General features: G+C 73.5%; 21 protein-coding genes. 12 read left to right on the forward strand and 9 right to left on the reverse strand.

All coding sequences use genetic code 11. The annotated features are described in order from the left end of the window. Positions 1–81 precede the first annotated feature (81 nt). From P3T37_RS12960 to purB, 5 genes are all read left to right on the forward strand, one after another. Complete coding sequence (locus P3T37_RS12960; RefSeq protein WP_280723710.1) at positions 82–849, forward strand: HipA family kinase; 768 nt, start codon at positions 82–84, stop codon at positions 847–849. 4 nt (positions 850–853) lie between these two features. Then, entirely contained in the window at positions 854–1,237 is a 384-nt protein-coding gene (locus P3T37_RS12965; protein WP_280723711.1) for a DUF3037 domain-containing protein, read from the forward strand. 69 nt (positions 1,238–1,306) lie between these two features. Next, the gene (locus P3T37_RS12970; RefSeq protein WP_280723712.1) at positions 1,307–1,747 is read left to right on the forward strand and encodes a MarR family transcriptional regulator; all 441 of its coding nucleotides are present in this window, start codon (positions 1,307–1,309) and stop codon (positions 1,745–1,747) included. A 152-nt stretch (positions 1,748–1,899) separates the two neighbouring features. Further along, on the forward strand, positions 1,900–2,337 hold the full coding sequence (locus tag P3T37_RS12975) for an SHOCT domain-containing protein (RefSeq protein WP_280723713.1): 438 nt from the start codon (positions 1,900–1,902) through the stop codon (positions 2,335–2,337). 65 nt (positions 2,338–2,402) lie between these two features. Next, positions 2,403–3,833, forward strand: coding sequence for an adenylosuccinate lyase (gene purB / locus P3T37_RS12980; RefSeq protein WP_280723714.1), 1,431 nt, complete (start codon positions 2,403–2,405; stop codon positions 3,831–3,833). Here purB and P3T37_RS12985 read toward each other — a convergent pair. Continuing rightward, on the reverse strand, positions 3,830–5,347 hold the full coding sequence (locus tag P3T37_RS12985) for an MFS transporter (protein ID WP_280723716.1): 1,518 nt from the start codon (positions 5,345–5,347) through the stop codon (positions 3,830–3,832). The two genes, purB and P3T37_RS12985, sit on opposite strands and share 4 nt — an antisense overlap. A gap of 134 nt (positions 5,348–5,481) precedes the next feature. Here P3T37_RS12985 and P3T37_RS12990 point away from each other — a divergent pair, with 134 nt between their 5' ends. Continuing rightward, entirely contained in the window at positions 5,482–7,122 is a 1,641-nt protein-coding gene (locus P3T37_RS12990; protein ID WP_280723717.1) for a SpoIIE family protein phosphatase, read from the forward strand. Positions 7,123–7,257: 135 nt separating this feature from the next. Beyond that, positions 7,258–7,755, forward strand: a complete 498-nt coding sequence (locus P3T37_RS12995) for a universal stress protein (RefSeq protein WP_280723718.1) — start codon at positions 7,258–7,260, stop codon at positions 7,753–7,755. Here the strand turns inward: P3T37_RS12995 and P3T37_RS13000 are convergent. After that, entirely contained in the window at positions 7,728–9,257 is a 1,530-nt protein-coding gene (locus tag P3T37_RS13000; RefSeq protein WP_280723719.1) for an MFS transporter, read from the reverse strand. The two genes, P3T37_RS12995 and P3T37_RS13000, sit on opposite strands and share 28 nt — an antisense overlap. 98 nt (positions 9,258–9,355) lie before the next feature. Here P3T37_RS13000 and P3T37_RS13005 point away from each other — a divergent pair, with 98 nt between their 5' ends. Continuing rightward, complete coding sequence (locus tag P3T37_RS13005; RefSeq protein ID WP_280723720.1) at positions 9,356–10,324, forward strand: YafY family protein; 969 nt, start codon at positions 9,356–9,358, stop codon at positions 10,322–10,324. 88 nt (positions 10,325–10,412) lie between these two features. Here the strand turns inward: P3T37_RS13005 and P3T37_RS13010 are convergent, their stop codons facing one another. The 5 genes from P3T37_RS13010 to P3T37_RS13030 all read right to left on the reverse strand — a co-directional run bounded on the left by P3T37_RS13010 (position 10,413) and on the right by P3T37_RS13030 (position 14,160). Further along, complete coding sequence (locus P3T37_RS13010) at positions 10,413–11,345, reverse strand: hypothetical protein (RefSeq protein ID WP_280723721.1); 933 nt, start codon at positions 11,343–11,345, stop codon at positions 10,413–10,415. A 186-nt stretch (positions 11,346–11,531) separates the two neighbouring features. After that, the gene (locus tag P3T37_RS13015) at positions 11,532–12,149 is read right to left on the reverse strand and encodes a TIGR03086 family metal-binding protein (RefSeq protein WP_280723722.1); all 618 of its coding nucleotides are present in this window, start codon (positions 12,147–12,149) and stop codon (positions 11,532–11,534) included. A 15-nt stretch (positions 12,150–12,164) separates the two neighbouring features. Next, the gene (locus P3T37_RS13020) at positions 12,165–12,446 is read right to left on the reverse strand and encodes a DUF6158 family protein (protein ID WP_280723723.1); all 282 of its coding nucleotides are present in this window, start codon (positions 12,444–12,446) and stop codon (positions 12,165–12,167) included. A 38-nt stretch (positions 12,447–12,484) separates the two neighbouring features. Next, complete coding sequence (locus P3T37_RS13025) at positions 12,485–13,027, reverse strand: hemerythrin domain-containing protein (protein ID WP_280723724.1); 543 nt, start codon at positions 13,025–13,027, stop codon at positions 12,485–12,487. Between the two features lie 59 nt (positions 13,028–13,086). Beyond that, on the reverse strand, positions 13,087–14,160 hold the full coding sequence (locus tag P3T37_RS13030) for an ATP-dependent DNA ligase (RefSeq protein ID WP_280723725.1): 1,074 nt from the start codon (positions 14,158–14,160) through the stop codon (positions 13,087–13,089). 73 nt (positions 14,161–14,233) lie between these two features. On the opposite strand from P3T37_RS13030, the gene ligD reads away from it, so the two are divergent. Next, complete coding sequence (gene ligD, locus P3T37_RS13035; RefSeq protein ID WP_280723726.1) at positions 14,234–15,241, forward strand: non-homologous end-joining DNA ligase; 1,008 nt, start codon at positions 14,234–14,236, stop codon at positions 15,239–15,241. 3 nt (positions 15,242–15,244) lie between these two features. On the opposite strand, the gene lnt is transcribed toward ligD, so the two are convergent. Beyond that, positions 15,245–16,792, reverse strand: coding sequence for an apolipoprotein N-acyltransferase (gene lnt / locus P3T37_RS13040; protein WP_280723727.1), 1,548 nt, complete (start codon positions 16,790–16,792; stop codon positions 15,245–15,247). A 148-nt stretch (positions 16,793–16,940) separates the two neighbouring features. On the opposite strand from lnt, the gene P3T37_RS13045 reads away from it, so the two are divergent. After that, positions 16,941–17,459: a histidine kinase gene (locus tag P3T37_RS13045; protein WP_280723728.1), complete on the forward strand. Its 519-nt coding sequence runs from the start codon at positions 16,941–16,943 to the stop codon at positions 17,457–17,459. 151 nt (positions 17,460–17,610) lie between these two features. Further along, a complete protein-coding gene (locus P3T37_RS13050; protein ID WP_280723729.1) occupies positions 17,611–19,098 on the forward strand; it encodes a cytosine permease in 1,488 nt (495 codons plus the stop codon). On the opposite strand, the gene P3T37_RS13055 is transcribed toward P3T37_RS13050, so the two are convergent. Next, positions 19,095–20,885 carry a SpoIIE family protein phosphatase gene (locus tag P3T37_RS13055; RefSeq protein ID WP_280723730.1) on the reverse strand — a complete coding sequence of 597 codons (1,791 nt, stop codon included), beginning with the start codon at positions 20,883–20,885 and terminating at the stop codon, positions 19,095–19,097. The two genes, P3T37_RS13050 and P3T37_RS13055, sit on opposite strands and share 4 nt — an antisense overlap. A 131-nt stretch (positions 20,886–21,016) precedes the next feature. Here P3T37_RS13055 and P3T37_RS13060 point away from each other — a divergent pair, with 131 nt between their 5' ends. Then, the gene (locus tag P3T37_RS13060) at positions 21,017–21,250 is read left to right on the forward strand and encodes a hypothetical protein (RefSeq protein ID WP_280723731.1); all 234 of its coding nucleotides are present in this window, start codon (positions 21,017–21,019) and stop codon (positions 21,248–21,250) included. Positions 21,251–21,356 lie beyond the last annotated feature (106 nt).

Below are 21,356 nucleotides of genomic sequence, written 5' to 3' on the forward strand. Positions count from 1 at the left end.
GCTCCCGGCCGCTTCCTCGCCACCCTGGCACGCGGCCAGGGCCCCCGCCACCGCAGCGGCGCCGATGGGTAGGGTGGGCGCGTGCTCCGAGAGGTAACGGCGGTCCGGTACGTGACGCCACTGCGAGAAGGCGGCTCGATGCCGGGCCTGGTGGAGGCCGACGACCGGCGCCTCTACGCGCTGAAGTGGTCCGGCGCGGCCCAGGGCCGCAAGGCGCTGGTCGCCGAGGTGCTGGCCGGCGAGATCGGCCGCGGGCTCGGACTGCCGGTGCCCGAGCTGGTCCGGATCGAGCTGGACCCGGTGCTGGCGCGCAGCGAGCCCGAGCAGCAGATCCAGGAGCAGATGCGGGCCAGCGGCGGGCTCAACATCGGTCTGGCCTTCCTCAGTGGCGCGCTCAACTTCGACCCGCTCTGCTTCGAGGTGGATGCCGCGCTGGCCGGCCGGGTGCTCTGGTTCGACGCGCTGATCGGCAACGTCGACCGCTCCTGGCGCAACCCCAACCTGCTGGTCGCCGACGGGCGGCTGCGGCTGATCGACCACGGTGCCTGCCTGATCTTCCACCACCACTGGCCCGGCGCCCCCGGCTGGACCCGCCGCCCCTACGACGCCGGCGACCACGCGCTCGCACGGTTCTCCCCCGACCTCGCGGCGGCCGACCTGGCGCTCGCCCCGCTCGCCACCGCCGAGCTGTTCGCGGCGGCGGCCGCGCGGATCCCCGACGACTTCCTGCTCGACGAGCCGGGCTTCGAGAGCCCCGACGAGGTCCGCGCCGCGTACGTCGCGCAGCTCTGCGCCCGGGTGGCGGGTCCGCGCGACTGGCTGCCCGTCCTGTCCGACTCCCCGAGGTGACGCGGTGACGACCCTGCACGACTACGAGTACGCGCTGATCCGGGCGGTGCCCCGGGTGGAGCGCGGCGAGTGCGTCAACCTCGGCGTCCTGCTCTACTGCCGCCAGGCCGGCCGGCTGACGGCCCGCACGCTGCTGCCGCAGGCCAAGCTGCTGGCGCTCGACCCCGCGGTGGACCTGGACGGCGTGGCGCGGGCGCTGCGCGGCATCGAGGCGGTCTGCGCGGGCGGTGCGGCGGCCGGCCCGGCGGCCGGGGACAGCGCCGGACAGCGGTTCCGCTGGCTGACGGCCCCGCGCAGCGCCGTCGTCCAGCCCGGCCCGGTGCACACCGGCCTCACCGCCGACCCGGTGGCCGAGCTGGAGCACCTCTTCGAGCTGCTGGTCGGCTGAGAGGGTCCGCGAGCTGCTTGCCCGGGTCGAAACTGGAGTCATTAAAACGTTTATGCGTACCCTGATCGCATGGCCCCGATGACGACCGCCGATTCTTGCGTGACCACCGCCGAGCTCATGGAGGCGGTGGCCGCCGTGGGTTCCGCGTACTTCCTGGACTTCGCCGCCGCCGCCGGCCGCCACGGGCTCAGCTCCTCGCAGGCCAAGGCGCTGGCCGTGGTGCTGGAACCGGTGCCGATGCGCGCCCTGGCCGGCCGACTCGGCTGCGACGCCTCCAACGTCACCGGCATCGTCGACCGCCTGGAGTCGCTGGGCCTGGCCCGCCGCGAGGCCGCCGCCGCCGACCGCCGGGTGAAGATGGTGACCATCACCGACCAGGGCGCCGAGACCCTGCGCATGGTGCGCGCCGACATGACCCGCACCCACCATGCATTCGACTCGCTCGGCCCCGAGCAGCGGGCCGCGCTGAACGACCTCTGCCGCCAGGTGCTGCCCCTGCTGGGGGCCTGAACGGCGGGGCGGGGCAGCCTCCTTGCCGACGGGCGACGCCGAGCGACGCCCTTTTTGTCATGGTATGACTCGATTAACCGCCCCTCCTCTGTGGGCGGCCCTGACTGCCGAGTGGTCGCCGCGCCGCGGGGGCCCGCCGCTAGGGGAGTGCCATGACCACCTACTCGTTTGCTGCGAGCAACTACCCGCTGCTGGACCTGTTCTGGACGATGCTGGAGTTCTTCCTCTGGATCGTCTGGCTGTTCCTCCTCTTCAAGGTCATCAGTGACATCTTCCGAAGTCACGACATGGGCGGGTGGGGGAAGGCCGGCTGGACGGTGTTCGTGATCGTGCTCCCGCTGATCGGTGTGCTCGCCTACCTCATCGCGCGCGGTGGCTCGATGGGTCAGCGCGACCTCGAACAGGCACAGAAGGCGGACGCCGCCTTCAAGGCGTACATCCGGGACGCGGCGACCAGCGACGCAGGGGGCGGCGGGTCGACCGCGACGAGCGGCCACGTCGACCAACTCGCCCGGCTGGCGGAGCTGAAGAGCAGTGGCGCGATCTCCGAGGAGGAGTTCCAGAAGGCGAAGGACAAACTGCTCGCCTGAGCTGGGCGACGAGTCCGGGCAGCCGAGGGCGGCAGCGCTGACCTCGGCTGTTAGGCTTCCTAAGCGTGAGCGCGAAGCCCCAGATCCCCAATGTCCTGGCCTCCCGGTACGCTTCGGCGACCCTGGCCCAGCTGTGGTCCCCCGAGCACAAGGTGGTCCTCGAACGCCACCTGTGGCTCGCCGTCCTCAAGGCTCAGCAGGATCTCGGGATCGCCGTCCCCGAGACCGCCGTGGCCGACTACGAGCGGGTCGTCGACCAGGTCGACCTGGAGTCGATCGCCCGCCGCGAGCGGGCCACCCGGCACGATGTGAAGGCCCGGATCGAGGAGTTCAGCGACCTCGCCGGCCACGAGCAGATCCACAAGGGGATGACCTCCCGGGATCTGACCGAGAACGTCGAGCAGTTGCAGATCCGGCAGTCCCTGGAGCACGTGCGGGACCGTACGGTCGCCGTCCTGGCCCGGCTGGCCCGGCTCGCGGCGCAGCACTCCGAGCTGGTCATGGCGGGGCGTTCGCACAACGTCGCCGCGCAGGCCACCACGCTCGGCAAGCGCTTCGCGACCGTCGCCGACGAGCTGCTGGTCGCCTTCGCGCGGCTGGAGGAGCTGATCGCCCGCTACCCGCTGCGCGGGATCAAGGGCCCGGTCGGCACCGCCCAGGACATGCTCGACCTGCTCGGCGGCGATGCCGACAAGCTGGCCGAGCTGGAGCAGCGGGTGGCCGGCCACCTCGGCTTCGACAACGTGCTGACCTCGGTCGGCCAGGTCTACCCGCGCTCGCTCGACTTCGAGGTGCTCTCCGCGCTGGTCCAGCTCTCGGCCGCGCCGTCCAGCCTGGCCAAGACGATCCGCCTGATGGCCGGCCACGAGCTGGTCACCGAGGGCTTCAAGGCGGGCCAGGTCGGCTCCTCCGCGATGCCGCACAAGATGAACACCCGCTCCTGCGAGCGCGTCAACGGCCTGGCCGTCATCCTGCGCGGGTACGCCTCGATGACCGCCGAGCTGGCCGGCGACCAGTGGAACGAGGGTGACGTCTCCTGCTCGGTGGTGCGCCGGGTGGCCCTGCCGGACGCGTTCTTCGCCTTCGACGGCCTGCTGGAGACCTTCCTGACCGTGCTGGAGGAGTTCGGCGCGTTCCCCGCGGTGATCGAGGCCGAGCTCGACCGCTACCTGCCGTTCCTGGCCACCACCAAGGTGCTGATGGGCGCGGTGCGCGCGGGCGTGGGCCGCGAGACCGGCCACGAGGTGATCAAGGAGCACGCCGTCGCCTCCGCGCTGGCGATGCGGGCCGGCGCCCGGCACAACGAGCTGCTCGACCGGCTCGCCGCCGACGAGCGGATGCCGCTCGACCGGGCCGCCCTGGACGCGCTGCTCGCCGACCGGCTCTCCTTCACCGGCGCGGCCGGTGCGCAGGTGGCCGAGGTGGTCCGCCGGGTGGAGCTGGTCGCCGACCGCTACCCCGAGGCCGCCAAGTACGCCCCGGGCGACATCCTCTAGCTCTCGCCCGTACCCGGCCCCGCCGCGCCCGGACACTCGTGTCCCGGGTCCACCGGCGGGGCCGTCGTGCTGCAGTACCAGGACGTGTCGGGCTCGGCCGCCACCGGCGCGCGGCTGCCCGGCACGGTGGCCGCCGCCAGCAGCCCGGACGCCACCAGCAGGCCCGCGCAGATCAGCATCGCGGTGCGGAAGGACGAGTTCACCGCCGCCGGGTGCTGGTACTGCTCGCCGCTCAGCCCGGCCAGCAGCGGCAGCGCCGCCACCGCCAGCAGGCCGGCCGCGCGGGCGGCCGCGTTGTTCACGCCGCTGGCGATCCCGGCCCGCCGCACGTCCACGGCCCCCAGCACGGTCGCGGTCAGCGGGGCCACCAGCAGCGTCAGCCCGACGCCGAAGACCAGGGCGGCCGGCAGGACGTCCGCCCAGTACGAGGCGCCCGCGCCGATCCGCAGCATCAGCAGGACGCCGCCCGCGCAGACCAGCGGACCGGCGGTGAGCGGGACCCGCGGGCCGATCCGGGTGGCGAGGCGGCCCGAGCGGGCCGAGAACAGCAGCATCAGCAGGGTGACCGGCGCGAAGGCGACCCCGGCGACCAGCGGCGTGAACCTCGCGACCGTCTGCAGCTGCACCTGAAGGAAGAAGAAGACCCCGCTCAGGGCGCCGTAGACACCCAGCGTAACCAGGTTGACCACGGTGAACAGCCGGGAGTCGAAGAGCTCCAGCGGCAGCATCGGCTGCGGGCTGCGCCGCTCCACGCGTACGAACGCCCAGCCCAGCAGCAGCCCGGCGGCCGCCGCGACCCAGACGCCCGCGGACACCCCGCCCCCGGCCGCGGTCAGCGCGTAGGTGACCCCGCCGAGCGCGAGCGCCGCCAGCGCGGCGCCGGAGACGTCGAAGCTGCCCGTCGCCTGCTCGTCGCGGCTCTCGGGTACGTGGCGCAGGGTCACCAGCGCGACGACCGCGGCCACCGGCAGGTTGAGCACGAAGATCCACCGCCAGCCGGGGCCGTCCACCAGCCAGCCGCCCAGGAAGGGGCCGACCGCGGTGGCCACCCCGCCCAGGCCCGACCAGGCGCCGACCGCGGCCGAGCGGTCGTCGGGGTGGAAGGTGGCCTGCAGCAGGGCGAGCGAGCCGGGGGTGAGCAGCGCGCCGCCGATGCCCTGCAGAGCACGCGCGGCGATCAACACGCCGACGCTGGGGGCGAGGGCACAGAGGCCGGAGGCGGCGGCGAACCAGAAGACGCCGATCACGAAGACCCGGCGCCGCCCGTAGCGGTCGCCGAGTGCGCCGCCGAGCAGGATCAGGCCGGCCAGCGTGAGCAGGTAGGCGTTGAGCGTCCACTGCAGGGAGGCCAGCGAGGCGCCGAGGTCGGCGCCGATCCGGGGCAGCGCGACGTTGACGACGGTGCCGTCCAGCATCGCCATGCCGGAGCCGAGCGCGGCGGCCAGGACCACCCAGCGCCCCTGGCGGCTGGCCAGGCGCAGACTGCCGGCGGGCGGGATACGACGCGGTGTCATCTCCAGGATCCGATCACGATCCGATCCTGCGGGACACGGCCGCACGGCGCTACAGGGCGTCGCGCGCGGCCGGTGCGCGCGCGGTACGTTCTGGGTGTGATGTCCGTTCTGTGCTACCGACGGGCGGAGAGTCAGTGAGCGAGGAGCCCGCCGCGCACGTCGATGCGTCCGAGGCGATGGCGGCGACCGGGATCGGCTGCTTCGAGTGGGTCCCGGCCACTGGCCGCTTCACGCTGGACGCCGTCGGACTGCGGGTCTTCGACCTGCGTCCGGAGGAGTACGACGGCACGGCGGACGACCTGGCCCAGCGGATCCCGCCGGAGGAGGAGACCCGGCTGTTCGCACTCGTCGAGGACATCGTCGCGGGCCGCAGCGACGCCTACAGCAGCTACTTCCGGATCCGCCGCCGAGACGGCTCGCTGCGCTGGACCCACACCCAGGGCCAGGTGGTCCGCGACCCGGCCCGGCCGGGGATCCGGGTGGTCGGCGTGGTGCGCGACGCGACCCAGGAGCTCGCGCACTCGGCGCTGCGCCTGATGGCCGAGGACGACCGGCGCCACCAGGAGGACGCGCTGCGCGAGGTGGCGCGGGCGCTGGGCGAGGCGCTCACCGTCCAGGACGTGGTGGACGTGCTGACCGGCGACCAGAGCATGCGCCGGCTGGGCACCCAGGGCATCACCCTGGGCGTGATCGACCAGGGACGGCTGCGGCTGGTCGGCGCGGTGGGCGAGGTCAACGTGCGGGTGCGCGCCGTGCAGCGGGCCCGGCTGTCCGAGCCCTGGCCGCTCAACGACGTGGTGCGCTCCGGCGAGCCGAGCTTCTTCACCTCCCGCACGGTCTTCCTGCGCCGCTACCCGCTCCTGGCCCCGTACGTGGGCGACAGCCGCGCCACGGCGGCGGCCTTCCTGCCGCTGGTCGCGCAGGGCCGCCCGGTCGGGGCGATCGCGCTGGTCTACGAGGGCAAGCGGGGTTTCAACAGCGAGGACCGCACCCTGCTGACCGCGCTCTCCAGCGCCATCGCGCAGTCCCTCCAGCGGGCGATGCTGGTGGACCAGTCGCGGGAGATCGCGGCGGGCCTGCAGAGCGCGATGCTGCCGCGGCGGCTGCCGTCGCTGACCGGCGGCAGCCTGGCGGTGCGCTACCGGACGGCCCGGGTGGGCACCTGGATCGGCGGGGACTGGTACGACGCGGTGCCGCTGGCGGGCGGCGGCGTGGGCGTGGCGATCGGGGACGTCCAGGGCCACGACACCGAGGCGGCCGCCGTGATGGGCCAGCTGCGGATCGCGATGACGGCGTACGCGGCCGAGGGGCACAGCAGCGAGAGCGTCCTGATGCGCGCCTCGGCGTTCCTCACCGAGCTGCACGCGGACCGGTTCGCCACCTGCCTGTACGCGCAGGTGTCGCTCGCCACCGGCGCGGTCCGGGCCGCGAACGCCGGCCACCTGCCGCCGCTGGTGCGGCACGCGGGTGGCACGGTGGAGCGGATCGAGGTGGCCGGCGGGCCCCCGCTGGGACTGCCGGCCGAGTTGGGGCCGCCGTCCTACCCCCGGACCTCCTTCCACCTGGCGCCGGGCTCCACCCTGCTGCTCTACAGCGACGGCCTGGTGGAGCGGCCCGGCGAGGACCTCGACCAGGGCCTCGACCGGCTGGCCGCGGTCTTCGCGACCGGTCCCACCCCGCTCTCCGCGCTCGCCGACCACGTCCGCGACACGCTGAGCGAGCGGCTGGACGCCGAGGACGACGCGGCGATGCTGCTCCTGCACCGGGACGCCTGACCCGGCGTCAAGGGCGCGTCAAGGCTTGCGGGCCGGGCGTACGGCAGGCGTCAAGAGGCAGCGCGGGCCCGGCGGTTCGGGGCTCCAATGGAGGTGGACCCGGGGATCGGCGGGCGCGGAGAGGAAGCGATCGAGATGGCCGGAATCGACACGGCACAGGGCAGGCGGGTCGTGGTCGGCCTCAGCGGCTCGGCGAGCAGTCTGGCGGCCCTCTACCGCGCGGTCGGCGAGGCCGGGCGGCTGGGCGCCGTGCTGGTGCCGGTGGCCGCCTGGCAGCGGGCGGACGAGGTGCTGCGGCCGTTCGACGACCCGGAGAGCCAGGCGCGCCGGCGGCTGGACGCGGCCTTCGAGCAGGCCTTCGGCGGCTACCCGTCGGGCCTGCTGATCCACCCCGAGGTGCTCAGGGCCGAGGCCGCGCAGGCGCTGCTGGCCGCCGCCGACCGCCCCACCGACCTGCTGGTCGTCGGCAGCGGCCGGCCCGGCCGGCTGCACCGGCACCTCGGCCCGGTGGCCCGCTACTGCAAGGCGCACGCCGGGTGCGAGGTGCTGGTGGTTCCGCCGTCCGAGCTGCTGGAGAACCCGCGGCCCGGACGGCTTCGGCTGGCTCAGCCCACCGGGAGCGCCTGGGTCTGAGCCTGGTCGGCGGGCGCCTGGTCCGCCTCCTCGTCGGTGTGCGGACGGGCCTTCGGCGGCAGCGCGAGCAGCAGCGCGGACATCGCCAGCAGGCCGCCGACCACCCACCACAGCGCGTGGGTGAAGGCGTCGGTGAAGACCGCGGACACCGAGGAGTGCGCGAAGTCGGCGTGGTCCACCACGGTGAAGAAGGCCACCGAGACCAGGCCCAGGCCCAGCGCGTTGCCCAGCTGCTGGGTCGTGTTGATCAGTCCGGAGGCCGAGCCGGAGTGCTCGCGCGGCACGTCGGAGAGCACCGAGTCGGTCAGCGGCGCGACGACCAGGCCCATCCCCGCACCCATCACGACCAGCGGGAGCGCCATCTGCCACGGGTGGATGCCGGCGCCGTAGCGGTTCGCCTCGGCGAGGTAGATCAGCGCGCCGACCGCCATCACCAGTGCGCCGGCCTGGAGCACCTTGCGGCCGAACCTCGGTACCAGCTTGGCCACGGACAGTCCTGCGGCGGCGGAGACCGCGATCGAGAACGGGATGCCGGTCGTCCCGGCGCGCAGCGGGCTCCAGCCAAGGCCCAGCTGCATGTACAGGGTCCAGACCAGGAAGAAGATGCCGCAGACCACCCCGAAGGTCAGCTGCACGCCCACGCCGGCCGCGAAGCTGCGCACCTGGAAGAGCGAGAGTTCGACCAGCGGCGAGCCGTCCCGGCGGGTCTTGATCCGCTCGTACCGGACGAAGAGCGCCAGGACCAGCGGCGAGCAGGCCATCGAGACGAAGCCCCACAGCGGCCAGCCCGACTCGCGTCCCTGGGTCAGCGGGTAGAGCAGCATCAGCAGACCGAGGCCGGCCAGCGCCATGCCGACCAGGTCCAGGCGCAGCGACTGCGGGGCCCGGGACTCCACGACGTAGCGGTGGCCGAGCAGCAGGCCGGCGATGCCGACCGGGAGGTTGATCAGGAAGATCGGGCGCCACTCCAGGCCGAAGAGGTTCCACTCCGTCAGCAGGGCGCCGAGCAGCGGGCCGGAGACCGCACCCAGGCCGATCATCGCGCCGAAGAGTCCGAAGACCTTGCCGCGCTCATGGGCCGGGAAGGTGACGTGGATGATCGCGAGAACCTGCGGGACCATCAGCGCGGCCGTGGCGCCCTGGAGGATCCGGGTGGCCACCAGGACGGCCGGGTCGCCGGCGAAGCCGCAGAGCGCCGAGGCGAGGGTGAAGCCGGCGATGCCGATCAGGAAGATCCGCTTGCGGCCGTAGATGTCGCCGAGCCGCCCGCCGGTGATCAGGCCGATCGCGAAGGCCAGCGCGTAGCCGCCGGTGACCCACTGGATCGCGCTGAACGAGGCGCCGAGGTGGTGCTGGATGCTGGGGACGGCGATGTTCACGATGGTGACGTCGACCAGGTCCATGAAGGACGCGGTCATCACCACGGCGAGGGCGATCCAGCGGCGGCGGTCGCCGGCCGCTGACACCGGATCGGCGGCGGGTATCGGGACGGTGGCGCTCATGGGTACTGGCCTTTCGGGACGGTCTGCGTTGCTTCGGCCCCGACGGTAGACCCCATCTAGGTCAGTTCCTGTCCCAGATGCCTGCGATGCTGGATCCCGTGAGCGACACACCGGCCCGTCTGCTGAAACTGCTGTCCCTGCTCCAGACCCCGCGCGAGTGGCCGGGCAGTGAGCTGGCCGAACGGCTCGGGGTGAGCCCGCGCACCATCCGGCGCGACATCGAGCGGCTGCGCGACCTGGGCTATCCCGTCCAGGCGACGCTGGGCGCGGTGGGTGGCTACCGGCTGGCCGCCGGTGCGGCGATGCCGCCGCTGCTGCTGGACGACGAGGAGGCGGTGGCCATCGCGGTCGGCCTGCGGACGGCGGCGGGGGCCGCTGTGAGCGGCATCGAGGAGGCCGCGGTGCGTGCGCTGGCCAAGCTGGAGCAGGTGCTCCCCTCGCGCCTGCGCCACCGGGTGGGCGCGCTGAACGCGGCGACCGTCCCGCTGGCCGGCGGCGGCCCGCGCGTCGATCCGGCGGACCTGACGGTGCTGGCCGCCGCGGTGATCGGACGCGAGCGGGTGCGGTTCGGCTACCGGACGGGCGACGGCACGGTGAGCCGCCGCCTGGTCGAGCCGCACCGGCTGGTCGCCACCGGGCGCCGCTGGTACCTGGTCGCCTTCGACAACGACCGCGACGACTGGCGGATCTTCCGGATGGACCGGCTGAGCGACCCGATGCCCACCGGTGCGCGGACCGAGCCGCGCACGCTGCCGGGCGGCGACGACGCGGCGGCGTACGTCAGCCGCAAGTTGCAGAACCGGGCGCGGACCTACCGGGCGACGGCCGTCCTGGAGCTGCCGGTTCAGGAGGCTGAGCGCCTGCTCGGCGGGGCCGGGGCCGGGCTGGTGCTGGAGGGGCTCGGCGAGGGGCGGTGCCGGCTGCGCACGGAGGCCGACACGCTGGAGTGGCTGGCCGCCCGGCTGCTGATGCTGGGCTGCGAGTTCCGGGTCGAGGAGCCGGCTGAACTCGCCGGCCACCTGCGCGAGTTGGGCAGCCGTGCGACCCGGGCGGCGGGGCAGGCGTAGCCGGTGCGGCGGACAGCGCAAGCGGCCCGTGGCCACCGGATCCCCTCCGGTGGCCACGGGCCGCTAGGTGCTGCGAGCTGCTACCGGATCAGCGGTGAGCGGCCCGACGGCGGGTGAGGACCACCGCGCCGGCGCCGACGACGAGCAGACCGGCCGCGCCGATCGAGACGCCGACGAGCGCGGAGCCGTTGGTACCGGTGAAGGCCAGGCCGGTCGGGGTCGTGGAGGCCGGGGCGATCGCCGGGGTGCCGACCGGCTGGGCCGTCGTGGCCGGCGTGCTCGGGCTACCCGACGGCACGGTGGCTGCGGCGGAGGAGGCCGGAGCGCTGGGGCTACCGGACGGCTTCGCCGAAGCCGAGGTGGAGGAGGACGGCGACGGCGACGCGGACGGCGTCTTGGTGGGGCCGGCCGGCGGGGTGCTGGTCGAGCCGCTCGGCGGTGCGACGGGCGGGCTCGGCGGGGTGACGGGCGGGGTGGGGTGGGTGGGAGGGGTGATGGGCGGGGTGGGCGTGGTGCAGGCGGTGCCGCCGTTCCACGCGGTGATCAGGTCCTTCGGGAAGACCGCGTCCGGGTACTTGGGCAGCGGCCCGGTGATGCCGTCGTGCTTGACGCCCGTGCCGTACAGGTCGATCTGGCCGAAGCACGGCGGGGTGTGGCTGCTGACGTCCAGCGTCGCCTTGGGCTGCTTCTTGTCGAGCGTGGTGGTGTCCCAGCCCAGGAAGGTCTGGGTGCCGGAGGTCGACCAGCTCGGGCCCTGGGTGCTGTACGAGGCGAGCGACACCTTGTACTCGCACCCGTCGGCCGGGGTTTCCGTGAGGCGGACGACGAACTTCGTGTACGGCTGGCCCACTCGGCCGGCCTGCGACCAGGTCTGGCCGCCGTCCGTCGAGTACTCGACGCCGACCGACGAGCACTGGTTCGACGGCTTGGCCTGCGCCGAGGTGGCGAAGGCGAGCGGGGTGGCGAGGGCTATACCGGCGATTGCCAGCGCCGGAAGCGTCCTGCGGAGAGGTCGGTGCACTGAGGGTTGCTCCCTGGAAATGGTGGTGCGTGCTGTTCTCAAGGCGTCGACCAGGCGGTTTGAACCCGGAACCGGCCACACGGCCTTGGATCGCCAGACGGTACACGACTGAGCCCACGTCACTCCGACCGGGTGGTATCGGGAGCGGATACCCGGGTGGGCGGTGACGTGGGGTGAGGTGAGGGGCTACCAGGTGAACTCGGGGTCGACCTCGGAGCAGGCGCCCAGTCGGCGGCCGAGGAGGGCCAGCAGGCGGGTCTGCGGGTCGGCGTTCGGGGCGGTGGGGACGGCGGGGGCGTAGTGGGCCGGGCTGGGCGGGCGGTCGCGTTGGCGGGTGGCCTCGTGGAGGGCGAACTCGACGAGTTCGGGGGCGAGATGGGTGTCGCCGCCGGTGGCGCGGGCGAGGTCCCAGGTGTGCACGGTGGCGTCCGTGATCAGTGCGGCGCAGTAGTCGAGCGCGGAGCGGTCGCCGCCGGGCAGATGGACGGTCAGGTCGAGTGCGCCGGGGACGGCGAACGCCTCGCGGGCCGCGTCGGCCGCCGCCGTCCAGGCCGCCGCGAGGTCGTCGCCGCGCCCGCCGGCCGGCGGTTCGCCGGCGGCTGCGCCCATCAGCCGTTTGGGTACCCACAGTTGCTGGACCGTGAGGTGGTGGACCAGGTCGTACACCGACCACTCGCTGCACGGCGTCGGCGCCGTCCACTGATTGGCGGCCACCAGGTGTACCCGGCGGCCGAAGGAGGCGAGTGCCTCGGTGTGCAGCCGCAGGATCTCGCGCTGCTGCCTGCTCGCGGCGTCGTGCGCCATCGCTCCGGCCCGCCCTCAGTGGGGGGAGGCTTCGGCCCGGGCGGCGGCCTCCCGTGCGCGGGCTCCCGCCCGGGTGCGGCCGGCGGTGACCATCCGGATCGGGAAGCGGCGCAGGTACTCGGCCTCCAGCTCGGCGGTCCGCTCGGTGTGCCGCCGCAGCGCCTCGTCGGAGCCGTACAGGAAGGTCTCGTGCCTGGTCCGGTGCAGCTGCTCCAGCTCGTGCAGCAGGCGGTCGCCCATGAGGTCGCCGGCGGCGATGCCCTGGTGGGTGCCGGGCGGGAAGTCGGAGATTCGCATGGGGATGCCTCCTCGGTGCCGGGGGTGGTCTGCGGTGGTTAGTCCTCTATGGGCGGATTGCCCGTCGGGGCGCTCGGGAAACCGGGCGGGCTCGACGGCGGGCGTGGGGCGGTCTCGCGGACCGCGATCAGCTGGGTGCCGATCTCCTGGAGCGTCTTGCGGCTGACGCTGGCCCGCACCAGCGGGAACCAGTCGCGCTCCTCCGCCTCGATGTGTCGGCTGACCGTGTCGATCAGCTCCAGCACCCGGGTGTCGTGCGCCGCCCGGGCCTCGGGCGACTCGCCGTCGGGCCGCGCACCGAGCTCCTCGCAGAGCTCGTCGGCCGTGCGGTGCAGGCGGTAGCTGCGCAGCACCTCGTTCTCGGGGTCGGACAGCAGGGCGCGCAGCCGCGGGTACAGCACCTCGTCCTCCAGGTACGTGTGGACGGTGAGGAGGTGCACGATCCGATCCGCGAGGTCGGATCCGGCCGCGTCGTCGGCCGCCCCGGTGGCGCGCTGCGCCAGGTAGTCACGGTAGGCCCCGAACAGCCGGAGGATCTCCTTGCGGTCCTCCTTGAGCAGCACGATCGCGTCGTTGGACATCCGCGCTCACCTCATCGGTCTTGCGACCCCCTGTAACGATGGTGCCAAATCTCGCGCGCTCAGGCCCGGGGACGGGTGGCGAGCAGCTCGGCCAGGTCGTAGCCGACCGGCTCCTCCAGCTGCCGGTAGTCGCAGCTCTCCGGCGCCCGGTCGGGTCGCCAGCGCTTGAAACGGGTGGTGTGCCGGAACCGGCTGCCCTCCATGTGGTCGTAGCCGACCTCGCAGACCCGTTCGGGGCGCAGCGGCACCCAGGTGGCGTCCTTGCCGCCGCTCCACCGGCTCGGCGCGCCGGGCAGCCGGGCGCTCTCGTGCGCGGAGTCGTCCGTCCAGGCCGCCCAGGGGTGGCCGCTCGGATCGGCCATCCGCAGCGGCGCCAGCTCCTCGGCCAGCTCGCGGCGGCGGGCCGCGGTGAACGAGGAGCAGACCCCGACGTGCTGCAGGACGCCCGCCGCGTCGTAGAGGCCCAGCAGGAGCGAGCCGGCGCCGCCGCCGTCCTTGTGGTCGCGGTAGCCGGCCACCACGCAGTCGGCGGTGCGGCCGTGCTTGATCTTGAACATCGACCGCACTCCCGGCCGGTACGGCTGATCGAGCGGTTTCGCCACGATCCCGTCCAGGCCGGCGCCCTCGAAGCGGGTGAACCAGCTGCGGGCCAGCTCCCGGTCGGTGGTGGCGGGAGCGGTGTGCACGGGCGGACCGGCGGTGGCGAGGACGGCCACCAGCGCGTCGCGCCGGGCGGACAGCGGCTGCTCGGTGAGCAGGACGTCCCCGAGGGCCAGCAGGTCGAAGGCGACGAACGAGGCGGGCGTGCGCTCGGCCAGCGTGCGGACCCGGGAGGCCGCCGGGTGGATCCGCTCCTGGAGCTCCTCGAAGTGCAGCCGCCCGTCGTGCGCCAGGACGATCTCGCCGTCCAGCACGCAGCGCTCCGGCAGCTCGGCGCGCAGTGCGGTCACCAGCTCGGGGAAGTACCTGGTCAGGGACTTGCCGGTGCGGCTGGCCAACTCCACCTCCGCGCCGTCGCGGAAGACGATCGAGCGGAATCCGTCCCACTTGGCCTCGTACTGCATGCCCGCGGGAATCTCGTCCACCGCCTTGGCCAGCATGGGCTCGACCGGCGGCATGATCGGGAGGTCCATCCTCCGATGGTGCGTCGCCGGTTGCGTATCTGCATGTCGCGCCGCTTTCCGGGTGCGGACCTACCGTGGAGGCATGGCTGAAGCGGTGGAGCTGGAGGTCGGCGGGCGCAGCGTGCGGATCTCGAACCCGGGCAAGGTGTACTACCCCGTTCCGGGGTTCACCAAGTTGGACGTCGCCCAGTACTACCAGGCCGTCGGCGAGGCGGTGCTGCGCGGGGTGCGCGATCGGCCGACCACCTTGCAGCGGTTCCCCGACGGGGTCGAGGGCGAGTTCTTCTACCAGAAGCGCGCGCCCAAGAGCCTGCCGGACTGGCTGCCCACCGCGCGGATCGCCTTCCCCAGCGGCCGTTTCGCCGACGAGATCTGCCCGACCGAGCCGGCCGCCGTGCTCTGGGCCGCCAACCTCGGCTGCCTGACCTTCCACCCCTGGCCGGTCCGCCGCGGCGACACCGACCGCCCCGACGAACTGCGGCTCGACCTGGACCCGCAGCCCGGGACGGACTTCCGCGACGCCGTCCGGGCGGCGCACGAGCTGCGGGTGGTGCTGGACGAGCACGGCCTGCGCGGCTGGCCCAAGACCTCCGGCGGGCGCGGCCTGCACGTCTACGTCCCGATCCGGCCCGACTGGACGTACCCCGAGGTGCGCGGGGCCGCGATCGCGCTGGGCCGGGAGCTGGAGCGCCGGATGCCGGAGGCGGTCACCACCGCGTGGTGGAAGGAGGAGCGCGGCGAGAAGGTCTTCGTGGACTACAACCAGATGGCCCGGGACCGGACCATCGCCTCCGCGTACTCGCTGCGCGCCAGGCCGGAGGCGACCGCCTCGACGCCGCTGGCCTGGGAGGAGCTGGACGGCGCCACGCCGCTGGACTTCACGCTCCGCACCGTGCCGGCCCGGCTCGCCGCCTCGGGCGATCCCTTCGCGGAGCTGGCCGAGCACGCCTTCGGCCTGGAGGCCGTCCTGGAGCTGGCCGCGCGGCAGGCACGCGACGAGGGTCTGGGCGAGCTGCCGTACCCGCCCGACCACCCGAAGGCGCCGGGCGAGCCGCCCCGGGTCCAACCCAGCCGCGCGCGCAAGACCTGAGTCCTACGGGACCGGGGTCGCCGGTACGCGCTCGGGGCCGAGCGGCTGCGGGTGCCGGCGGCGGCCGGGGCGCAGCGCCAGGGCGGTCGCGCAGGCGCTGACCAGGACGGCCGTCCAGGGAACCACGTCGCCGACCCGGTCGTACCAGGTGCGCGAGCGGGCGTCGGGCAGTGCGAGGCGCACGGTGAGGGCGCCGGTGCGGCCGGTGCCGTAGCGGGCGAGTTGGCGGCCCTGCGCGTCGAAGGCCACCGAGACGCCGGTGAGCGCCGCCTGCACGACCGGTCGTCCGGTCTCGGCGGCCCGCAGCGCGGCCAGTGAGGCGTGCTGGTCGGGGGCCGCGGTGTCCTGGAAGCTGGAGGTCGCGGACTGGTAGACGATCAGCTGCGCGCCCTGGTCGGCGGCCGTCCTGGCCATGTCGGGGAAGGCCGACTCGAAGCAGATCAGCACCCCGAGCGGGAGCTGGCGTCCGGTCCGGTCGGTGGGGTCGAAGAGGTGGAACGAGGTGCCCGGGGTGCGGTTCTCGGCGGCGGCGCGGCTGATCCCGGCGATCCAGCCGAGCAGTGGGCGCAGCGGGATGTACTCGCCGAACGGCACCAGGCGCATCTTGGCGTAGCGCGCCCGGATGCCGTCGGGGCCGATCAGCACGGCGTCCTTGGAGATGGTCCCGTCGGCCTTCCGGGCGTCCTCGTTGACCAGCAGTTCGGCGTCGGCGGAGGCGGAGAGTGCGCGCAGCCGGGCGAGCGTCGCGGTGTCGCGGGTCAGGTCGGTGCCGACGCTGCTCTCGCCCCAGACGATCAGGTCCGGGCGGGGTCCCGGCAGGTCGGCGGTGATCCGGGCGGAGGCGTCGAAGCGGGTGGCGACGTCGGGCAGCACGCCCGGCTGCACCAGTGCGACGCTCTCGTAGCGGACGGGCACCGGGCCCGGTTGCAGCCAGAAGCCGAGCGGTCCGGCGAGCAGCACCAGGGCGGTCGCCGCGGCGCCGGTGGTGCGGACCGGTAGCCGGTCCGCCAGCAGGATGATCAGCACACCGGTGTTGGCCGTCACCACGGCCGCGCTCACCAGCCAGACGCCGCCGATCGAGGCGAGCGCGAGCACCGTGGGGTGGCGCCACTGGGTGGCCCCGAGCAGCGCCCACGGCCCGCCCAGCGCCTGCCAGGAGCGGGCGAACTCGCTGACCACCCAGGCGGACGGGACCACCACCAGCGCCGCGCCGGCCCGGCCGGGGGTCAGCGGCGGGCGCAGCAGCGTCCAGACCGCCAGGCCCACGCCGCCCTGCAGGACGCCGAACAGCGCCGCGATCAGCAGCAGCCCGGGGCCGACCGTGGGGACCAGCCAGTACATCGCGGTCAGCACGAACCCGGTGCCGAACCACCACCCGCGCACCGCCGCCTCCCGGGCGTGCGGGGCGCGCTGCATCAGCAGCAGCCCGGGCACCAGCGCCACCCAGGCCAGCGCCTCCAGGTCGAGCGGGGGGAAGGCCAGCACGGGGAGCGCGCCGGCGGCCAGCGAACCGTACCGGACGGGATCGGAGAACGCGGCTCGGAGCGTCATGGTCCGATTGTCAGCTTGTACGGCTTCTGTCACGTGTGTCTCGACCGCCTTCGATCGTCGTGTCGCGGACCGGTGGTGACGGAATACCCCGTAGCAGTCGGTCTAAGGTGCCGATACAGCTTGCACGGCACGTCGAGAGGCCCTTTTGATGCCCGAGACCCACACCATGCTCTTCGTCACCTTCCAGGACGGGGGCAGTGCCCGCGCCGCCTACGAGGAGGTGAAGGAGGTGCACGGGGTCCGTCAGGCCGCGGTGCTGGAGAGGTCCGTCGACGGGCTGTTGGACGTGCCCGAGAGCTGGGTGCGCGGAGCCGGCGCGGCGACGGTGGCCGGCGGGGTGGTCGGTGGCCTGGTCGGCCTGCTCGGTGGTCCGCTCGGCGTCTTCCTCGGGTGGACGGCCGGCACGATGCTGGGCGGCGCGGCCGAGATCCAGCACTTCCAGGACGCCGCCGAGGGCCTGATGGTCTACAGCAGCGGCCTCGCCGAGGGCGGCAGCCTGCTGATCGCCGAGCTGCGCGAGCACACCCCCGACACCGCCGACGCGATCGCCGCGCGGTACGGCGGCACCGTCGTGCGTCGTCCGGCCGAGGAGGTGGAGGCCGAGGTGCAGGCGGCCCAGGCGGCAGCCGAGCGCGCGGTCCGGGCGGAGCACGAGGAGGAGGAGTAGCGGCTGGAGAAAGCTACGGGGGACCCGCGGATCAATCGGCCTGAATCAGACATTCGGCCGATTCTGTTCGCTCGCCCGTTTGGGCCACGCTGATAGACGACCGCCCCGGCACCTGCACCCGCCGGAGCGGCTGAATGTCAGAAAGGCACCGATGAACCACGGCTCCGCGTCCCCCGACGGCTCCGCAGCGAACGGCCCAGGCCACAGCCTCATCGAGCAACACGGCGTGGACACCATCCCCGACGCTGAGCGCACCAGCACTCCACGGGACGTGTTGAGCATCCTGATCGGCTCCAACCTGGCGTTCGGTGTGGTCGTCTTCGGGTGGCTCCCGGTCTCCTTCGGCCTCTCCTTCTGGGCGAGCTGCACCGCGCTGATCCTGGGCACGGCGGTGGGCATCCTGCTGGTCGCGCCGCTGGCCCTGGTCTCGCTGCGCAGCGCCACCAACCTCTCCACCAGCAGCGGCGCGCACTTCGGCGTACGCGGCCGGCTGATCGGGTCGGTGGTGGGCCTGCTGCTCTCGCTCGGCTACACCGCGCTGGCGCTCTGGGTGGGCGGCGACGTGGTGGTCGGTGCGCTGAACCGGATGGTCGGCCTGCCGGCCCACGGACCGGCCTACGTGGTCACGTACACCGTGCTGGCCGCGCTCAGCGCGACGTTCGCGGTCTTCGGCTACCAGCTGCTGCTGAAGCTGGAGAAGTGGCTGATGTGGTGCATGTCGGTGCTGCTGGTGCTGGGCCTGTTCGCCTTCGCCCCGCACTTCCACGCCTCCCTGCACGGCCACTACCTGCTGGGCGGCTTCTGGCAGACCTGGCTGCTGGCCGTGGTCTCGGCCGGGCTGAGCGGCCCGATCGCCTTCATCACGCTGCTGGGCGACTACACCCGGTACGTCTCCCCGGCCCGGCACTCCAGCCGCAAGGTGCTCTGGGCGACCGGTGCCGGACTCTTCCTCGGCCTGCTGATTCCGCAGCTGTTCGGCACCTTCACCGCCGTCGCGACCGGCGCGGGCAGCAACTACGTGGGCGGGCTGCTGGCCGGCGCGCCGGCCTGGTTCCTGCTGCCGCTGCTGGTCAACGGGCTGATGGGCAGCGCGGGCAACTCCGGCCTGATGCTCTACAGCATGGGCCTGGACCTGGACGCGATCCTGCCGCGCGCCACCCGCCTGCAGGCCACCTACGTGGTGGCCGCGATGGCCACCCTGCTGGTCTTCCTGGGCCACTTCGTCTGGAGCGCCCAGGACGCGGTGACCTCCTTCGTGCTGATCCTCACCGCGATCGGCACGCCGTGGGCGGTGATCACCCTGATCGGCTTCCGGCGCTGCCGCGGCGACTACGACCGCCCCTCGCTCCAGGTGCTCAACCAGCGGACCCGCGGCGGGATCTACTGGTACAAGGCCGGCTGGAACCTGCCCGCCACCGTCGCCTGGGTGCTGGGCGGCGCGGTCGGCCTCTGCTCGGTCGACACCCCCGTCTACCAGGGGCCGCTGCTCCCGATGACCGGCGGGATCGACGTCAGCTTCCTGCTCTCGGGCGCCGTGGCGGCGCTGGTCTACCTGGCGCTCTCGCACCGCTCGCGCGGGCGGGCCGGCGGCACGCCGCTGCCGGTCGCGCGGGAGGAGCGCGCCCAGGTGTTGGGCTAGAACGCCGTCGGGGGCGTCAGGCGGGCGGCGAGGACGGCGACGTCGTCCTCGCCGTGGCCGGCGGCCAGCTCGGTCAGGGCCGTGTCGATCAGGTGCTCCAGCGGATCCGAGGGGTTCAGCGGCAGCGCCGCGAAGGCGGTCAGCGACTGCTCGATGTCCGTGCCGCGCCGCTCGACCAGGCCGTCGGTGTAGAGCAGCAGGGTCAGGCCGGGCGTGTAGGGCAGGGTCAGCTGCCGGTAGCCGCCGGTGCCGGTGCCCAGCGGCGGGCCGACCGGCACGTCCAGCAGCCGTGCGGGCCGTCCCGGCTCCAGTTGGAGCGGCGGCAGGTGCCCGGCGCTGGCGAACGAGTACGTCCCGGCGGCCGGGTCGATCAGCACCAGCAGGCAGGTCGCCACCCGTTCCAGTTCGAGCGCCTCGACGATCCGCTCGGCCTCGCAGAGGATCTCGTTCGGCCGCAGCTGCTGGAGGGCCAGCGCCCGGACCAGCGAGCGGTACTCGATCATGGTCGCGGCCGCGTCCAGGCCGTGTCCCATCACGTCGCCGACCACCAGCAGGGTCGAGCCGCCCGGCAGGGCCACCGTGTCGTACCAGTCGCCGCCCACCTCCGCGCTGGCGCCGGCGGGCAGGTAGCGGCTGGCGCACTCGACGTCCGGGTGCGGGCTCATCGGTTCGGCGAGCAGCGCCCGCTGGAGCCCCAGTGCGGTCTCGTGCTCCTGGGCGTAGCGCTGCGCGTTGCTGATGCTGGAGGCGGCGCGCCGGGCCAGTTCGGCGACCAGCTCCACCTCGTCGGGCGTGAACCCGGGGGAGTCGCCGGCCCGGACCAGCACCACCACGCCCACGACCTGCCCGCGCGCGGTGAGCGGGACGAACACCGCTGAGTGCAGGCCGAGACGGCGGAAGCGCGCCACCTGGGAGGCCTGCGAGACGTTGCTGAGCATCTCCTGCTCGGAGGGGAAGTTGAACACCACCGGCAGCTGCTCGGCCAGGCAGCGGGAGACCGCGGCCGAGGTCTGCGGGCTGAACAGGACGCCCGGGGAGCCGAGCTGCCGGCCGGCCTTGACCAGCGCGCTGGTGGTGCTGAGCGCCACCCGGCGCATCCGCAGCGCGGAGGTCGGGATGCTGGAGGCGCCCGGCCGGTCGGTCTCCAGCACGTCCACGCAGGCGATGTCGGCCAACCGGGGCACCAGCAGCCGGGTCAGTTCCCTGCAGGTCTGCTCGACGTCCAGGGTGGTGCCGATCCGGGTGGCCGCCTCGTCGAGCAGCACCAGCCGGGTCCGGGCGCGGTCCAGCGCCTGGCGGATCCGGCGGTCCTCGGTGATCTCCAGGACCATCGCCACCACGCCCACCGGCTCACCGTCGCGGTCCTCCAGCCGGTGGTAGGCGTTGTGCCACCAGCGCGGTTCGGTGGCCGGCCCGGAGGCGGTGGTGCCCTCGACGGTGTGCATCCGCGGCTCGCCGTCCGCCAGCACCGAGTTCAGCGCAGTCTCCGCGGCTGCCACGTCGATGCCCGGGACGACGTCCTCCAGGCACTTGCCGAGGTGGTCGGCGGCGGCCACCCCGTTCATGTCGGCCAGCGTGCGGTTGACGTAGCGGTAGCGCAGGTCGGGGTCGAGGACGGCGATGCCCAGGCTCGCCCGGTCCAGGATCTGCCGGACCAGGTGGTAGTCGTCCAGGGCCGGGAGCAGTCCGTTCGGCAGGTCGGCGCGGCCGAGCGCGGCGAGCACCTCCCGCGCCTCGCGGTCGGCGAGGACCTCGGAGAAAGGAGGCCGCGGCTCGTTCTGGGCCATCGTCCCTCCTGGCGGGCTCGGCGTTGCTCCGATCATCCCATTGATGCGGGAGGTGTGTCCTGCGTCCTGTCATGCGTCCGTACGGACGCATGACGGTGCAGCACGGGGCCTGGCGGCCCAGGCTTGGTGCCATGAACAGCACCAGCAGCCCGCGCGACGTCCTGGTCGAGGTCGCGGAGTTCCGTACGGACAGTCGCTACCGCCTCGTCCACCTGAAGGGGGTCGGCTGGGAGCCGCTCGCCCCCGAGGAGTTCGAGCCCCGCCTCAAGCAGGTCTTCCCCGACATCGACCTGGAGGACCCGCACCAGGTCCACTGGGCGGACCGGCCCGGCGAGTGGCCCCGCTGGCACCCCGGCGAGGCATAAGCACCGCGTCAAGGACCTCAGGAACTTCTCATTGCGGGGATCGCCGCAGGCCGCAGGGCCCGGAGCACACTGGAAAGTGCTGCGGAGACGTCCGCCCCCGCAGCGG

This window comes from Kitasatospora sp. MAA4, assembly GCF_029893355.1.
Lineage (GTDB): Bacteria > Actinomycetota > Actinomycetes > Streptomycetales > Streptomycetaceae > Kitasatospora.

What these genes read in the sequence shown, in the direction of transcription:
- P3T37_RS13060 (WP_280723731.1), top strand. Translation starts at nt 21,017, where the DNA reads ATGAACAGCACCAGCAGCCCGCGCGACGTCCTGGTCGAGGTCGCGGAG.
- P3T37_RS13050 (WP_280723729.1), top strand. Translation starts at nt 17,611, where the DNA reads ATGAACCACGGCTCCGCGTCCCCCGACGGCTCCGCAGCGAACGGCCCA.
- P3T37_RS13055 (WP_280723730.1), bottom strand. Translation starts at nt 20,885, where the DNA reads ATGGCCCAGAACGAGCCGCGGCCTCCTTTCTCCGAGGTCCTCGCCGAC.
- P3T37_RS13030 (WP_280723725.1), bottom strand. Translation starts at nt 14,160, where the DNA reads ATGGACCTCCCGATCATGCCGCCGGTCGAGCCCATGCTGGCCAAGGCG.
- P3T37_RS13020 (WP_280723723.1), bottom strand. Translation starts at nt 12,446, where the DNA reads ATGCGAATCTCCGACTTCCCGCCCGGCACCCACCAGGGCATCGCCGCC.
- P3T37_RS12985 (WP_280723716.1), bottom strand. Translation starts at nt 5,347, where the DNA reads ATGACACCGCGTCGTATCCCGCCCGCCGGCAGTCTGCGCCTGGCCAGC.
- P3T37_RS12970 (WP_280723712.1), top strand. Translation starts at nt 1,307, where the DNA reads ATGGCCCCGATGACGACCGCCGATTCTTGCGTGACCACCGCCGAGCTC.
- ligD (WP_280723726.1), top strand. Translation starts at nt 14,234, where the DNA reads ATGGCTGAAGCGGTGGAGCTGGAGGTCGGCGGGCGCAGCGTGCGGATC.
- P3T37_RS12975 (WP_280723713.1), top strand. Translation starts at nt 1,900, where the DNA reads ATGACCACCTACTCGTTTGCTGCGAGCAACTACCCGCTGCTGGACCTG.
- P3T37_RS13000 (WP_280723719.1), bottom strand. Translation starts at nt 9,257, where the DNA reads ATGAGCGCCACCGTCCCGATACCCGCCGCCGATCCGGTGTCAGCGGCC.
- P3T37_RS13025 (WP_280723724.1), bottom strand. Translation starts at nt 13,027, where the DNA reads ATGTCCAACGACGCGATCGTGCTGCTCAAGGAGGACCGCAAGGAGATC.
- P3T37_RS13045 (WP_280723728.1), top strand. Translation starts at nt 16,941, where the DNA reads ATGCCCGAGACCCACACCATGCTCTTCGTCACCTTCCAGGACGGGGGC.
- P3T37_RS12995 (WP_280723718.1), top strand. Translation starts at nt 7,258, where the DNA reads ATGGCCGGAATCGACACGGCACAGGGCAGGCGGGTCGTGGTCGGCCTC.
- P3T37_RS13015 (WP_280723722.1), bottom strand. Translation starts at nt 12,149, where the DNA reads ATGGCGCACGACGCCGCGAGCAGGCAGCAGCGCGAGATCCTGCGGCTG.
- lnt (WP_280723727.1), bottom strand. Translation starts at nt 16,792, where the DNA reads ATGACGCTCCGAGCCGCGTTCTCCGATCCCGTCCGGTACGGTTCGCTG.